This is a genomic window from Neptunicella plasticusilytica, assembly GCF_047922965.1.
Classification (GTDB): Bacteria; Pseudomonadota; Gammaproteobacteria; order Enterobacterales; family Alteromonadaceae; genus Neptunicella; species Neptunicella plasticusilytica.
Genome location: NZ_CP150481.1, coordinates 1,540,836 through 1,556,041 on the forward strand (window position 1 = coordinate 1,540,836; position 15,206 = coordinate 1,556,041).

General features: G+C 44.9%; 15 protein-coding genes and 3 tRNA genes. 17 read left to right on the forward strand and 1 reads right to left on the reverse strand.

Features of this window, described 5'->3' with window-relative positions; translation table 11 throughout:
- The first annotated feature begins 356 nt into the window (after positions 1–356).
- Positions 357–1,376 (forward strand): 2-dehydropantoate 2-reductase, encoded by a 1,020-nt coding sequence (locus tag V1467_RS06655; protein ID WP_416308017.1) that lies wholly within the window; start codon positions 357–359, stop codon positions 1,374–1,376.
- A gap of 13 nt (positions 1,377–1,389) precedes the next feature.
- On the opposite strand, the gene V1467_RS06660 is transcribed toward V1467_RS06655, so the two are convergent.
- Positions 1,390–2,292, reverse strand: a complete 903-nt coding sequence (locus V1467_RS06660; protein ID WP_416308018.1) for a GGDEF domain-containing protein — start codon at positions 2,290–2,292, stop codon at positions 1,390–1,392.
- Positions 2,293–2,478: 186 nt separating this feature from the next.
- Between V1467_RS06660 and V1467_RS06665 the strand changes: the two genes are divergently transcribed.
- The 16 genes from V1467_RS06665 (at position 2,479) to nadA (ending at position 15,012) form a co-directional block, all read left to right on the forward strand.
- On the forward strand, positions 2,479–3,009 hold the full coding sequence (locus tag V1467_RS06665; RefSeq protein WP_416308019.1) for an SRPBCC family protein: 531 nt from the start codon (positions 2,479–2,481) through the stop codon (positions 3,007–3,009).
- Positions 3,010–3,052: 43 nt separating this feature from the next.
- Entirely contained in the window at positions 3,053–4,078 is a 1,026-nt protein-coding gene (locus V1467_RS06670) for an XdhC family protein (RefSeq protein WP_416308020.1), read from the forward strand.
- Positions 4,078–4,671: a nucleotidyltransferase family protein gene (locus V1467_RS06675; RefSeq protein ID WP_416308021.1), complete on the forward strand. Its 594-nt coding sequence runs from the start codon at positions 4,078–4,080 to the stop codon at positions 4,669–4,671. Before V1467_RS06670 ends, V1467_RS06675 begins: the two co-directional genes overlap by 1 nt.
- Positions 4,668–5,132: a (2Fe-2S)-binding protein gene (locus V1467_RS06680; protein ID WP_416308022.1), complete on the forward strand. Its 465-nt coding sequence runs from the start codon at positions 4,668–4,670 to the stop codon at positions 5,130–5,132. The genes V1467_RS06675 and V1467_RS06680 overlap by 4 nt, the downstream gene beginning before the upstream one ends.
- A complete protein-coding gene (locus tag V1467_RS06685; RefSeq protein ID WP_416308023.1) occupies positions 5,129–7,366 on the forward strand; it encodes a molybdopterin cofactor-binding domain-containing protein in 2,238 nt (745 codons plus the stop codon). The genes V1467_RS06680 and V1467_RS06685 overlap by 4 nt, the downstream gene beginning before the upstream one ends.
- Before the next feature lie 502 nt (positions 7,367–7,868).
- Positions 7,869–8,306, forward strand: coding sequence for a tol-pal system-associated acyl-CoA thioesterase (ybgC, locus tag V1467_RS06690; protein WP_416308024.1), 438 nt, complete (start codon positions 7,869–7,871; stop codon positions 8,304–8,306).
- Positions 8,296–8,991 carry a protein TolQ gene (gene tolQ, locus V1467_RS06695; RefSeq protein WP_416308025.1) on the forward strand — a complete coding sequence of 232 codons (696 nt, stop codon included), beginning with the start codon at positions 8,296–8,298 and terminating at the stop codon, positions 8,989–8,991. The genes ybgC and tolQ overlap by 11 nt, the downstream gene beginning before the upstream one ends.
- A 3-nt stretch (positions 8,992–8,994) precedes the next feature.
- Complete coding sequence (gene tolR / locus V1467_RS06700) at positions 8,995–9,420, forward strand: protein TolR (RefSeq protein WP_416308026.1); 426 nt, start codon at positions 8,995–8,997, stop codon at positions 9,418–9,420.
- Positions 9,417–10,244 (forward strand): cell envelope integrity protein TolA, encoded by an 828-nt coding sequence (gene tolA / locus V1467_RS06705; protein ID WP_416308027.1) that lies wholly within the window; start codon positions 9,417–9,419, stop codon positions 10,242–10,244. The genes tolR and tolA overlap by 4 nt, the downstream gene beginning before the upstream one ends.
- Positions 10,244–11,602, forward strand: a complete 1,359-nt coding sequence (gene tolB, locus V1467_RS06710) for a Tol-Pal system beta propeller repeat protein TolB (RefSeq protein ID WP_416308028.1) — start codon at positions 10,244–10,246, stop codon at positions 11,600–11,602. Before tolA ends, tolB begins: the two co-directional genes overlap by 1 nt.
- Before the next feature lie 78 nt (positions 11,603–11,680).
- Positions 11,681–12,229 carry a peptidoglycan-associated lipoprotein Pal gene (gene pal / locus V1467_RS06715; RefSeq protein ID WP_416308029.1) on the forward strand — a complete coding sequence of 183 codons (549 nt, stop codon included), beginning with the start codon at positions 11,681–11,683 and terminating at the stop codon, positions 12,227–12,229.
- A gap of 9 nt (positions 12,230–12,238) precedes the next feature.
- Complete coding sequence (gene ybgF / locus V1467_RS06720; protein ID WP_416308030.1) at positions 12,239–12,991, forward strand: tol-pal system protein YbgF; 753 nt, start codon at positions 12,239–12,241, stop codon at positions 12,989–12,991.
- A 195-nt stretch (positions 12,992–13,186) separates the two neighbouring features.
- A tRNA-Lys gene (locus V1467_RS06725) sits at positions 13,187–13,262 on the forward strand.
- Positions 13,263–13,398: 136 nt separating this feature from the next.
- A tRNA-Lys gene (locus V1467_RS06730) sits at positions 13,399–13,474 on the forward strand.
- Between the two features lie 257 nt (positions 13,475–13,731).
- A tRNA-Lys gene (locus V1467_RS06735) sits at positions 13,732–13,807 on the forward strand.
- A 146-nt stretch (positions 13,808–13,953) separates the two neighbouring features.
- Positions 13,954–15,012 (forward strand): quinolinate synthase NadA, encoded by a 1,059-nt coding sequence (gene nadA, locus V1467_RS06740; RefSeq protein WP_416308031.1) that lies wholly within the window; start codon positions 13,954–13,956, stop codon positions 15,010–15,012.
- Positions 15,013–15,206 lie beyond the last annotated feature (194 nt).

Genomic DNA, 15,206 nt, shown 5'->3' on the forward strand with positions numbered 1-15,206 from the left:
TGCAGTATGTGGGGCAATATTAAAGGCGTTGCCGGAACGAGCTGGAGCGTGCAACATAGAGGCATCAGATTCTTGGTTGGTTGTAACTAGAGCCTGTTGATCTTTGCGGTATACTTTTGCAACGAATTGTGCGGCATTTATACAATGAAGCACGATTGTGGTGTAGTTGCTCTACATGAATGAGTGCTGAAGCGGTAGAAAGGCCGCACAAACGTTGCCCAAAGGGTTCGTCCTAAACGCTTTTTACTCTTTGTTGCTTATTTTTGACTTAACCCATTAGGCCTGCAAATAAGCGCCGCGATTAAAAAGCGTTTAGTTAGAACAAAATTTATACCGCAAAGATCAACAGGCTCTAGATGGTTCAACATATTGTTTTTGGTGCCGGTTTAATCGGCAGTTATCTTGGCGCCATAATGCAGTTACAGGGATTGTCGGTAACTTTGATTGGCCGACAGAACATGCTGGATAAGCTAAAAGACGGCATCACGCTTACCGATTATCATCAACATCGGCAACAGGTCAGGATGACGGGTTTATATGATATTTACCGGTCGCCGAATGCCATTTTACCCACGGCTGACTTTTTATGGCTAACGGTTAAATGTACCGGTATTCAACACGCATTAATCGATATTCAACTTTTGGTAACTCCGCAAACTGTCATTCTGTGTTGCCAAAATGGTTTGGGGTCTGACCAACAGGTTAAGCAGGCATTTCCAAACAATGCCGTGCTCAGAGTCATGGTGCCGTTTAATGTTGTGCAATTTGAAAATGGACATTTTCATCGTGGATCGGAAGGGGCATTAACTATTGAACATGATGAATCGACTATTGCTAATGAACTTCAAGCGCTATTGGCATGTGAGTTGTTGCCGGTTCGATGCGACAGCGATATGCACAACCTGTTATGGGCCAAATTACAGTTGAATCTGGGGAACGCTGTCAATGCGATTGCCGATATTCCGGTTAAGGCCATGTTGCGGCAACGGAATTTCAGGCGGGTCATCGCGACAATGATGGAAGAGTTATTAGCCGTGGTCAGGGCGCAGGATATAAAATTACCCCGAATCACCGCAGTGAGTGCCGATAAACTGCCGATGATCTTGCGCTTGCCAGACTGGTTGTTTGTGTTAGTGGCGAATAAAATGTTAGCGATTGATCCGGATGTGCGTACTTCAATGTGGTGGGACTTACACCAACATAAGCAGACAGAGATTGACTATCTGAACGGCGAAATTGTCAAATGGGGAGTAAAACTTGCTATCCCGACACCGGTAAATAGCGCAGTTGTACAATGGATAAAAGCGATTGAAAGCGAAGATATGGTGCAGGGAGTCAGCGGTCAGGATATGCTTGTTCGGCTGAATATCGGTTAAGCCGGTTTTGTGGTTATACCAGGATCGTTTTAGCCTTACCTGATTGTTTGGCCTGATACATGCCTTTGTCGGCGCGAGCACGAAGCGTATCTATGGAATCACTGGTTCGTACTTCGGTCAGACCTATACTGGCCGTCAAAGTAGGAATGCTGTCCGGTGTCCTGGCAGCCAACTGGTCAAGTATACGTTGGGCTATTTCCTGCGCCTGTTCTATTGTCGCACCTATTAACAATATTTCGAATTCTTCACCGCCACTGCGACAAATAACGTCGGATTTTCGGGCACACTCAAGTAATATTTTGCCAATCGATTGCAGCACTGTATCGCCTGTCATATGGCCAAATTTGTCATTGATTTGCTTAAAATTATCAATGTCCAGACTCAACATACAGGCCTGTTCCGGTATCCGTTGAAGTCGATGCAGATATTGAATGACCATAGTTTCAAAGAACCGGCGGTTGTGAACTCTGGTTAGCTTGTCCATGGTTGAGATGCGGTAGGTATAAGTGACCCAGCGGGTAGCGCCAAAACCAACCAGTACTGAGCCGAAAAAATAGGCGCCATCACCCAGCCAGATCAGTTTAAACGCTGAAAAGGAATAGTGTGCGGCTAATAAATTGATAATCATCGATATCTGGGCAATAAATAATCCAGCAATCAACCAGCCTTTAATCTGTTTTTTAAGGGGAATTAAGGCAATAAAACAATACACGACAAACAGTAGCAGGCTGTTAATACAATCTATTCCCAGATTAAGATTGTCTTGATTAGTTACGTAATGTGCCGAAGACAATATTATCCAGCAGACCAGCGCTGTCAGCAGTAAGTTAACCAAAATCATTAGCACTGCGTTGAGGTGAATTCCGCCACCCCCCTGAATAAAGGCTTCTTTTATCTGTGTCAGTGAACTAAACATTTGGTTCCTGTATTAAACAGTCGCTATGGATACAAATATTAGCGACAAATTTCATTCCTGTAATAAATCGAGGTCAACAAAAATATAAAATTCAAACAATTAGCTCCAGTTCTGGATAAGTTGACTATTTAAACTGAACAAAAATCATTCTATTCTCAATATTCTGACAACGGGTGGAAAAGAGCAATGGCATTTTTAAAAAGAGTGTTGATAACAATAATGGTGCTAATGGTTGTAGTGCTGGGTATTGGCTTTATGTTACCGGCCGAGTTTAAGGTGGAGCGTCAAATCGATATCGATGCGTCGCCAGCGCAAGTTTATAACCATATTGCCGATTTGAGGCAATGGCGCAACTGGGGAGTGTGGTATCAGCGAGACCTGGCTATGCAGGTGAGTTATCAGGGAGCTGAGTCTGGCCCTGGTATGAAAGCCTTGTGGCAAAGTAAACAGGAAGGTAATGGTGAAATGACTGTCATCGCGGCGGATCAGAATAAGCGTCTGGTGTACACCTTGTATTTTGCTGATTTTGATATGGGCTCCACCGGCGAAATGAAACTGATCGAAAATGATGGCAAAACCACTGTGCTGTGGCAGGATTATGGTGATGTGGGTAACAACCCGCTAAATCACTATTTTGTGCTAATGATGGATGACTTTGTGGGTCCCGATTTTGAAACCAGTTTGCTGAACCTTAAAACCTTGGTTGAATCTGAATGATCTCTCTAAGAAACCTTGCTATTTGTGTAGACAATATTGCCGTATGAATCAGTTTCTCAAATTACTGGAGCAATGGTTGCCCCAAAAAGATCAACTTGACTGGGTGCTGGCAACAATAGTCTCAACTGATGGTTCCACCTACCGTAAACCCGGCGCGATGATGATGATTAACAGTCTGGGCCAGTATTTTGGTTTACTGAGTGGTGGTTGTCTGGAAGCCGACATTATGCGGCAAGCCAGGCAGTGTTGGGACACGCATAAAAACCGTTTAATTGAATATGATATGCGTGAAGAAGACGATCTCGCCTGGCAACTTGGATTGGGGTGTGGGGGGATGGTGCGGATATTACTGCAGCCGATACTCGCGTCGCAAAATTACTTGCAGTTACAACAGGTTTATCAGCATTTAAGTCGGGATATGGCCTGTGGTTATCGTCAGAATCTGGATGAAAGTACACCCGATAACCAACTACTCGAATTAGAACAACTATCCCTTTTAACTGAATCTGGCCAACCATGCCGGTTGTCACAGCTCGGGGATACAGCTGTACTTACTCATTACCTGACCCCCCCTGTACACTTGGCGGTATTTGGTGGCGGAGTTGACGCGCGCCCGGTAGTGAATTTGGCGGCAACCTTAGGCTGGCAAGTGACGGTGTGCGATCCCAGAATTGCCAACGGTAGAGCGGCATATTTTAAGTCTGCGACACGGGTTATTCACGATTCTATCGTTCAACAAAATAACGCGGACTGGTTTAAAAGTATCAATGCTGCGCTAGTTATGACGCATAGTGTCGATTTGGATGCTCAGGCATTGGCGCTAGTTCAGCAGAGCCCGGCGCAGTATTTGGGGATTTTGGGACCGGTGCATCGCACTGACAAGGTACTGGAACGAGCCCAATTATCACGCCAGCAATTTAATGTACCCTTAGCGAATCCGGTAGGGTTACGACTAGGTGGCGATCTGCCCGAGTCCATTGCATTGGCAATGATTGCCGAGATACACAGCTTTTTATATCGGGCTGACGGTCAGTCGATAAGCAAAGTTCTTACCGGGTGGGGTAGCTGATGAAAGTCGCTATCATTGTTTTGGCTGCGGGTGAAAGCCGTCGCTTTAACGGTGTTAAACAACTGGCGATGATTAATGGTCAACCCATGATATGTTGTGTAGTCCGGCAATTTCAGCAAATTAACGGCGCAGATTTGTATGTGGTGCTTGGTGCCAATCACCAACAAATTGCCGAGGCTTTACCCGAAAGAATACAAACACTCTATTCTCGTCAATGGCAACGTGGGATCGGGCAAAGTATCGCGGATGCGATAAAACAACTGCGAGAGGGTTACACCCATATATTGATAGGGTTAGCGGATCAGGTAGGGATTGATGATGTCCATCTCGCTAATATGCTCCGGGCGGCGGAACAATACCCGGATAATATTATTGCCACCCTTTACGGGCAACATATGGGGGTGCCTGCTATCTTTGCTATACAAGATTTTACCGGTCTGAAACAGCTGCGTGGAGATATCGGAGCGAGGCAAATTATTCAGCAGAATCAGCATAGAACAACCACTATACCCTTTGAGCAGGCAGCCTTTGATATTGATACCCGGGGCGACTTGCAACATTGGCAACGGATGCAAAAAGAGGAACTAGAATGATCACTTTTACCTTAAACGATAAACCGGTCGATGTTGACGCAGAGCCTGATATGCCTTTGCTATGGGTGGTCCGGGATATACTTGATATGACTGGCACTAAATATGGTTGCGGCATGGCGTTGTGCGGTGCCTGTACAGTGCATCTGGACGGGCAGTCGGTGCGTTCCTGTACCTTACCGATGTCGGCGGTCGCCAATAAATCGGTCACTACCATTGAAGGCTTATCCGATACTGGCTCTCATCCGGTACAAAAAGCCTGGAGCGAACATAATGTGCCACAGTGTGGTTATTGCCAGTCTGGTCAAATCATGAGTGCGGTAGCGTTACTACAAAATAACCCCAATCCGTCTGATGAAGACATCGACAACCATATGCAGGGCAATATTTGTCGTTGTGGGACTTATCCTCGCATAAAAGCAGCGATTAAAGCGGCTGCTAAAAATGTGGGAGATATCCTATGAACGCATTACATAATGTGAGTCGTAGACAGTTTCTTAAAATCGCCGGAATAGGAAGTTCCGGCCTGGTTCTGGCAACAACAATGCCGGGGTGGGCGCCAGCTTGGGCAGCTCAGTCGACGGCTAACGAATTAAATCTGTTTGTCAGTATCAACACCGATAACACTGTTAATATCGTTTGTCATCGCAGTGAAATGGGGCAGGGGATCCGAACCGGATTACCTCAGGTAGTGGCCGATGAATTGATGGCAGACTGGGAGCTGGTCAAGGTTGTGCAAGGGTTGGCTAATGAACAATACGGTAGCCAGAATACCGATGGTTCGCGCTCTATGCGTCATTTTTATCAGGTTATGCGTGAAATGGGCGCAGCAGCCAGAATGATGCTGGAACAGGCTGCAGCTAACCAATGGCAAGTGCCGGTTAGTGAAGTGATGGCCAAAAATCACCAGGTTATTCATCGGCCAAGCGATAAATCCCTGCGTTTCGGCCAGCTGGCACGTGCCGCGTCATTGCTCGATGCTCCTGAGCAAAACCAATTGAAGTTAAAAGCTAAAAAAGATTTCACCTATATTGGTAAAGGGTTAGCCAGTGTCGATATGCATAAATTTGTCACCGGCCAGTCTGTGTATGGACAGGATGTGAAATTACCGGGAATGCTATATGCCAGTATCGAACGAGCGCCAGTACTGGGGTCAACGTTATCTAGCTTTGATGATAGTGAAACATTAAAAGTTAAGGGCGTGGTGCAGACCTATAGAATGCCGGACCAGCAGATGCCTGCTGGATTTAAGTCTTTACCTGGTGTAGCCGTGATGGCCACCCATACTTGGGCAGCGCTACAGGGCAGGAAAAAGCTCAAAATTGAATGGCAGGTCGGGGATAATCAGGATCATCAATCGGCGGATTTTCATGCTGATATGCAACAGCGAATTAAACACAAGGGCAAGGTTATTCGTCATGTAGGCGATGCCTATGCCGCCATTAAAAAGTCCAGTCAGCAAATTACTGCACAGTACAACGTACCTTATCTGGTGCATGCGCCGATGGAACCGCCAGCAGCTACGGCGGTTTTTAAAGACGGTAAACTGGAAATCTGGGCTTGTACGCAAACACCACAAAGCACCCAGTCAACGGTAGCTGAAATTATGGGTATGGATAAGGCCAACATAAAAGTCAATGTGACTTTGCTGGGCGGTGGGTTCGGTAGAAAATCAAAACCGGATTTCTCGGTAGAAGCAGCCATTCTGGCCAAGGCAACCGGTAAACCGGTGCGCGTCGCCTGGAGCCGCGAAGATGATATTCGTAATGGTTATTATCATGCCATCAGTTCACAATTTTATCAGGCGGGACTGGATAGCAACAATAAGGTTTCAGGCTGGGTACAACGAACCTGTTTTCCGAGTATAAGTTGGACCTTTACCGGTACCACTGATGAACCCTCTGATGGAGAACTGTCATTGGGGTTTGGTGATGTGCCCTTTGCAATTAGTGACTTGTCCTGTGAAACCCACAAGTCTACAGCGCATACCCGGATCGGCTGGTTGCGTTCGGTCAGCAATATTCACCATGGCTTTGCATTGGGCTCATTTGTAGACGAAATTGCCGATAAGGCCGGAATCCCCCCAAGAGATATGTGGTTACAGTTATTAGGTGAAGATCGTTTGGTCGATCCTACCGAGCAAGGTTTTGCATTTAATAATTATGGTGATCCGAAAGAAACCTTTCCGATTGATATTAAACGTTTCAGGCAGGTACTGAATCTTGTTGCTGACAAAGCCGGTATTGACCAACCTACAGCAAAAAATGAAGCCTGGGGAATTAGTGTACATCGAAGTTTTGTCACCTATTGTGCGGTAGCCACTAAGGTCAGAGTGGAAAATGGTGCGGTTAAGGTGCTGGATATGCATTTGGCGACTGATGCAGGAACAGTGATTAACCCGGATAGAGTGCGCTCACAAATGGAAGGAGCGATGAACTTTGGTCTTTCATTGGCATTGATGGGGGAAATTACCTATCAAAATGGCGCAGTAGTGCAATCCAATTTCCATGATTACCCCCAATTGAGAATGCCCCAATGCCCGTCTATGTCTGTTTATATAGTAGAATCTGATGCACCTCCTGGTGGCGTTGGAGAGCCCGGTGTACCGCCTGTGGCAGCCAGTTTGGCCAATGCAATTTTTCGCGCCAGCGGTTTAAGGATCCGAGATTTGCCAATTAATAAACAATTGCAAGTCTAGAGCTGGATCGCAGGTAAAAAAAAGCCCGCTCGGGTGAGCGGGCAAAACAACAAAGTTGATTAATGGAAAAAAATTCCAGGGAACATGTCTGTTTATCACAGGGGATGATAAACTGATGAATCTGGCTATGATGGGTTAACATCGTTGCGCTAGCTCAGAAAACAAGACCATTATATCGACGGCCGCCATATTCTCAAACGAGAAAAATTATCTTTTATTCATTAGTTTTTCTAATTCATTTTTTATTAATTTTACTTCAAAAGTATATTTAACAAGCTCGAATTTATTATTTTTTGTATAAAATACAATTGGATATAATTTCTGTGTGTTATTTGTTCTATTAGAATATGTGTTGATTAGAATCTTAATCTGTGATTTTTGTGGTGTTTGTGTAAATTAATTGTTATCACTCGTGTCTATTCGCTTATTAACAATTTGAACTAAAACAGCTTTTTGCTCAGATAGGCTGGCTCACAAAGCCAATATTTTATGTTACCTTAATATGCAACTAATTAACCTTGAACAGGGTCGTATGGGTTCAGTGCATCAGTATGAAGTGAGGGTGTATTATGAAGACACCGATGCAGGTGGTATTGTCTACTATGCTAACTATCTCAAGTTTATGGAACGAGCCAGAACAGAGTGGCTCAGGGATTTGGGTATAGAGCAGGACGTATTGCTGGCTGATAATTTGGGGTTTGTGGTGCGTCGTGTCGAAATGGATAATCATCGTCCTGCCAGATTTAACCAGTTACTCAACATCGAGTCCCAAATTACAAAGTTAAATCGGGCCAGCCTGATATTTGAACAAACAATTTACAATCATAATAATGAACTTTTGGTTAGTGCCGTTGTGTATGTCGCTTGTGTAGATCTGAGTCAAATGCGTGCGGTTGCTATTCCAAAAAACATCAAAGAGGAACTGCTAAGTGTCTGCTGAATTATCTTTTTTTGACTTGTTCTGGCAAGCCAGTTTATTGGTAAAACTGGTGATGTTGTTGTTATTAATGACGTCAGTGGTGTCCTGGGCGTTTATCTTTCAGCGCAGTAAAATACTCAATAACGCCCGCCGGGAAATGCGCAAGTTTGAGGATAAATTCTGGTCCGGTGTGGATTTGAATCGACTGTATCAAGAAATTTCCGCCCGTCAGGTCATTATGGGCATGGAAAGCTTGTTCTGTGCCGGTTTCAAGGAATTTATCCGTTTACGCAAAAGTCCTTCTACTCCATCAGGTGCAGTGATGGACGGTACCTTTCGGGCCATGCGAGTAGCCTTGTCCAGAGAAGTTGACCGTTTGGAAAATAGCTTACCTTTTTTGGCCACCGCCGGTTCTATAAGCCCTTATATCGGTTTGTTCGGTACGGTTTGGGGGATTATGAATGCTTTTATTGCCTTGGGTGAGGTGCAACAAGCCACCTTGGCAATGGTTGCGCCAGGTATTGCTGAGGCGCTTATCGCCACTGCGATGGGGTTGTTCGCTGCTATTCCGGCCGTCATCGCCTACAACAGATTTAGTAATCAGGTAGAAAAGCTGGAGAATAATTACGGTAACTTTATGGAGGAGTTTTCCAGCATTCTGCACCGACAAACTTTGTCATCTGAAGGTGTTGTGCGGGAGGGATAGTTTATGTATGTACGCAAAAAACGCAAACCCGTATCGGAAATCAACGTTGTGCCTTATATAGACGTGATGTTGGTGTTATTGATTATTTTTATGGTAACAGCGCCCTTGATTACGCAAGGCGTAAAAGTTGATTTACCCAAAGCGTCAGCAGAAGCACTAGATGAAGATAGTAAACCACCAATGGTGGCATCTGTTGATGCAGAGGGTAATTACTATCTGAATATTGGTGACACTCAGGATAAAGCCATGTCGGCGGTGGATTTAGCCACTATTGTCGCAGCGCAACTGCAAAAAGATCCGGATATTCCCGTGGTGGTTAACGGCGACGGCGCTGTGTCCTATAGTCAGGTAGTGCAATTGATGGTGTTATTGCAGCGCGCTGGTGTGCCTTCCGTGGGATTAATGACGGATTCATCGGAACAAAAATGAGTCAAAAAACATTCAGTGGCGCGGTAGTTAAGTCCGGTATCCTGCATATAGTTGTGGTTGTACTGTTAATGCTTAGCTTTGATTTCAGCTCAACGCCGGAAATGCCGATGACCGTTAGCCAGCCGGTTATTAACGCAACGGTAGTCGACAAGGCGGTCATCGAACAAAAATTCAAGAAAATAGAGGATAATAAAAAAGCCGAAGCACAGCGCAAGCGCAGTGAAGAGCTGGCTAAACAGCAGCGCGAAAAGGAACGAAAACAAAAAATTGAAGATGATCGCCGTGCGCAGGAAAAAGCCAAACAAGCCAGAATTAAGAAAGAGCAAGATAAGAAAAAGGCTGCTGAGCTGGAAAAAGAACGTCAGCGCAAAGAGCAGGAAGAGCGCAAGAAGCGGGAAGAAATTGCTAGACAAAAACAAGAACAGGAACGCAAGGAAGCTGAGCGTAAAAAACAGTTGGCCAAAGAACAGGCAGAGCAGCAGCGTATGATGGAGGAGCAGTTGCAAGCCGAAATGGCTAGCCGCCAACGGGCTCGGAGTAGTCAGGTTTTGTCTGAAGTACAAAAATATAAAGCACTGATTTATAATACTATTCAACGTAACCTCATTGTAGACGACTCGATGAACGGTAAAAAGTGCCGGTTAAATATTCGGTTGGCTTCCAACGGATTTGTGACTAATGTCAGTGTGTTGGGAGGAGATGGTATTGTATGCGATGCCGCTCGACGAGCAGTATTGAAATCAGAAACCTTACCGGTATCATCTGATCCGGATATTTATCAACAATTACGTGATATTAATTTAACTGTAGAACCGGAGCTATAATGTTCAAAGCACTTGTAAAGATATGTCTTCTTGCTTGTACCTGTTTCACTCTGACCAGTCATGCTGCATTGGAAATTGTGATAACGGAAGGTGTCGATACCGCCAGACCTATAGCAATAGTTCCTTTTAAATTCAGCGGACAAGGCCAATTACCCGGCACTATCGCCGATGTCGTCGCTGCCGACCTGCGTCGCAGCGGGAAGTTTAATCCCATCAATACTGCCAACATGCCACAGTTTCCCGGTGAAGATGCGGATGTGGATTATGCAGCTTGGGCTTCCACTGGTGTCGAGGCCGTGTTGGTGGGTAAAATTGAGGTGGAGTCTATTGACCGCTATGTGGTTTCGTTTGAACTTATCGATGTACTGCGTGGCCAGATTACCGGTGGACAGTCGCAAATGCTAAGCAATGGACGGCTGATTAAATCCAATGATCATATTCTTGATAGCCGTAAAACGGTCATCAACGGTAACCAGTTCCGCCAATATGCCCACCGTATTAGCGATGTTGTATATGAGAAACTGACCGGCGTTCGTGGTGCATTTTTAACCCGTATAGCCTACGTTATTGTGCGTGACAGAGCGACTAACGAGTATCCCTATCAGCTAGTGGTTGCTGACTATGACGGTGCTAACGAATCTGTGTTATTACGCTCGCGGGAACCGCTGATGTCACCTTCATGGTCTCCGGATGGTAATAAATTGGCTTATGTCAGTTTTGAAAACAAGAAATCCGAAATTTATGTACAAGATATATATACCATGAGCCGAACCAAGTTAACCTCGTTTCCTGGCATAAACGGAGCGCCGGTGTTTTCTCCCGACGGTAAAAAACTGGCGATGGTGCTATCTAAAGACGGTAATTCTGAGCTATATATAATGGATTTGGCGAGTAAGCAAATGCGCCGATTGACTAAAAACCGTAACATTGATACCGAACCGAGTTGGGCACCAGATGGAGAAAGCATCATTTTTAGTTCGGAACGGGGTGGTAAACCACAGATTTATCGAGTAAATTTAGCATCAGGACAAGTCAGGCGTCTGACTTTTGACGGCGAAATGAATCTAGGTGGGGTGTTTACACCTGATGGCCGTCAAGTGGTGATGGTAAATAGAACTCGTGGCAATTACCATATCGCCAGATTAGATGTCCAGTCTGGAGCAATACAGGTTTTAACAAAAACTGAACTGGACGAATCGCCAAGTATTGCGCCAAACGGTAGTATGATCATGTACAGTACGTTGCATGGAGGGAGACAGGTGTTGTCATTAGTTTCGCTGGATGGACGATTTAAAGCCCGTTTACCAGCTGCAAATGGCGAAGTTAAATCACCTAGCTGGTCGCCTTTTTTGCGATAAATATTGTCACTATTCAGTACTATCAGGCTGGATAGTAGTAATTATTAAACAATTTGAATAACGATAAGGATCTACAGGATGCAACTTAACAAAGTGTTAAAAGGCTTATTTATTGCGTTACCAGTAATGACGATGATGGCATGTTCATCCAGTTCTGGTGTGAAGGAGCAAGCAGAATCAAATGACTCTGCAATGGAGTCATCAACCGAGAACCAGAATTCTGGTGTGCAAATGGGTTCTATGGAGCCTGTCATGAGCGCTGAAGAACAAATGCGCGAAGACATTGCTGCCTTGGAAAATGAACAGGTTGTTTATTTCGACTTTGACCGTGCAACTGTACGTTCTGATTATTACCCTATTCTGGACAAACACGCCGACTTTTTGGTTAAGCATCATGGTGTCAATATTGTCATTGAAGGACATTGTGATGAGCGTGGTACACCTGAGTACAATATTTCATTAGGTGAGAGTCGCGCTAAATCTGTAGCGACTTACTTGCAAAATGCCGGTGTCAGCCCAAGCCAGATTTCTGTTGTTTCTTACGGCGAAGAAAAACCGGTTAATACAGGACATTCAGAATCTGCTTTTGCTGAAAACCGTCGTGGAGTTCTGGTTTATCAAAACTAAGAGATTGGGATGATTAAACACAATATTGTTTTATTGTCCTTGTTGGTAACAGGAGCCGCAGTTTATGCGGCTCCTGCGCCTGTAACGGACGTTAACAGCGGTAGCCTTGAACAGCGCCTTGCCACACTAGAAAGAATGGTAGGGACGCGTACTGACATGCAGCAACGTTTGCAGCAACAGTTGGATACGGTTCAAGATGAAGTGAATGAGTTACGAGGTACAGTCGAGTTACATACGCACAAGCTGGAACAGATTCTGGAGCGCCAACGAGAGCTTTATCAGGAAATAGATAAACGCATCCAGTCGGTTATGCAGAAACCGGATTCCACTCCGATGTTACCTGCTAATCCTCAAACCAATACACCATCTGGCAACCAATCTGCTGTAGGCGAGAGTCAGGCGTATGACAACGCCGTTAACCTTATCCTGAAAGATAAACGTTATGATCAGGCTATTGCAGAGTTTGAGAAGTTTTTGACTCAATTTCCTAACTCAACCTATGCGGCTAATGCCTATTATTGGTTGGGACAGCTGTTGTTTAATAAGCAAGACTGGTCAGGTGCGGAAGCGCGTTTTAATTATTTAGTCGGTCACTATCCTGACTCAACCAAGCGTGCAGATTCTTTGTTAAAACTGGGTATGATCGCTCAAAAGCAAAATAATCTACCCCGGGCACAACAACTTTTTTCCCAGGTTGTTGACCAATATACAGGCTCTACTGCCGCAAAATTAGCTGATAGCCGATTAAAAAGTCTGAAATAAGTCGAACTTTTGTTGGTATTTTCAGCAAACACACGCTTATCTGCTTTTTTTAACTGTTTTAGGTTGCGCCGGGGGCATAAATAAGTATTATATGCCGCCGTTGAGACAGACAGAGCGGGTCGTTGGCTCAAGGAGTAGGTGACATAAAGTCAACTGCGCCGGCAACGAGTTGTAAAGTTTAAAGGGTTTAAAAGCGGGTCGTTAGCTCAGTTGGTAGAGCAGTTGACTTTTAATCAATTGGTCGCTGGTTCGAATCCAGCACGACCCACCAATGTTTAAGGTAGTGATAAACAGAAGGTTTACTATCAGCCTGTGATTTTATCAAACCGGATAAGAAAGTTTATGATCTTATCGACACCTTTTGTCCCCGATGTATTTTCAGCGTCTGTATTCCAGACACACTAAGTGGGTCGTTAGCTCAGTTGGTAGAGCAGTTGACTTTTAATCAATTGGTCGCTGGTTCGAATCCAGCACGACCCACCACTTTTTACTTTAATTGGTGATTTAGCAGATGTAGATATTGCATCTTGGTAGACCAGTTAGCGTGATCTGTAAGGTAACACTATGGATTACGTGATATTTGGCGCCATCGCCATTTGTTCCGTTAGCGTCGCGTTACGGTTTAAATTTAAGATTGAAGTAAATCAATCATGATTAGTGGGTCGTTAGCTCACGGAGTAGGTGACATTAAAGGTCAACTGCACCGGCAGTGAGTTGTAAAGAATAAAGAATTTAAATGTGGGTCGTTAGCTCAGTTGGTAGAGCAGTTGACTTTTAATCAATTGGTCGCTGGTTCGAATCCAGCACGACCCACCACTTATCTTTGATCATTTCGCCTACCTATCCCGCTATCGTAAATAACAGATTAATCTATCAGCTTAATCTTTGTATATGACAAGTTCATTTCAAAATATCAGGCAATTCGTTATAATTGCCAGTCTTGAAGCTATTTGAGTCGTTGTATGAATCAGGCCGTTCAAATTGATACGTTAGCGTATCCATTTCCTCCAAAACCGAAGCCGTTAAGTGATATTGAGCAGAAAGAATATAAAGCTCGGATTAAGGCACTGTTGCTGGAAAAAAATGCCGTCCTTGTGGCGCATTATTATACCGATCCTGAAATCCAGGCTTTGGCCGAAGAAACCAACGGTTGTATCTCTGATTCTTTGGAAATGGCCCGTTTTGGCCGCGATCATGATGCGCAAACATTGATTGTCGCGGGTGTCCGCTTTATGGGAGAAACGGCCAAGATACTGAGTCCGGAAAAGAAAGTCTTGATGCCGACACTAGAGGCTACTTGTTCACTGGATTTGGGCTGTCCTGCAGATAAATTCAGTGAATTTTGTGATGCTCATCCTGATCATACCGTTGTGGTGTATGCCAATACATCCGCTGCAGTTAAGGCGAGAGCTGATTGGGTGGTGACTTCCAGTATAGCGCTAGAAATTGTTGAACATCTTGATTCTCAAGGGAAGAAAATTCTGTGGGGACCCGATCGCCATTTAGGAGCCTATATTCAAAAGCAAACCGGCGCCGAAATGATAATGTGGCAGGGCGCCTGTGTTGTTCACGATGAATTTAAATCCAAAGCACTCAAGCAACTTAAACAGCAATATCCCGAAGCTGCGATACTGGTTCACCCAGAGTCGCCGGAACATATTGTGGCAATGGCCGATGCTGTTGGTTCCACCACCCAGTTGATTAATGCCGCCAAAAACTTGCCGAACGAGACCTTTATTGTTGCAACAGATCGAGGCATTTTTTATAAAATGCAGCAACTTTGTCCCGACAAGACCTTTATGGAAGCCCCAACAGGCGGAAATGGTGCAACTTGCCGCAGTTGTGCGCACTGCCCCTGGATGGCGATGAATGGCTTACAGGCGATTGAGAAAGCTCTTACAGATAGTCAGGGGCATGAGATTTTTGTCGATGAAGACTTACGCCAGAAAGCCTTGATACCACTGGACCGCATGCTGGACTTCTCCACACAACTTAAAATTAAGTTAAAGGGCAATGCCTGATTGCTGAAATATGCAGCAAACTAGCTAATTGTCGATAATAACGCTTGATTCAATGGGTTGAATTCCCTACCATACGCGGCGCTCGCATAATGGTTTGATTGTGCAAAAGAATTTGCCGGGTTGGCTGAGTGGCTGACCATTTTGTCCGGAACAAAATGGAACAGCGGAGCGAAGCGACACTGGCCTGAAAGGCG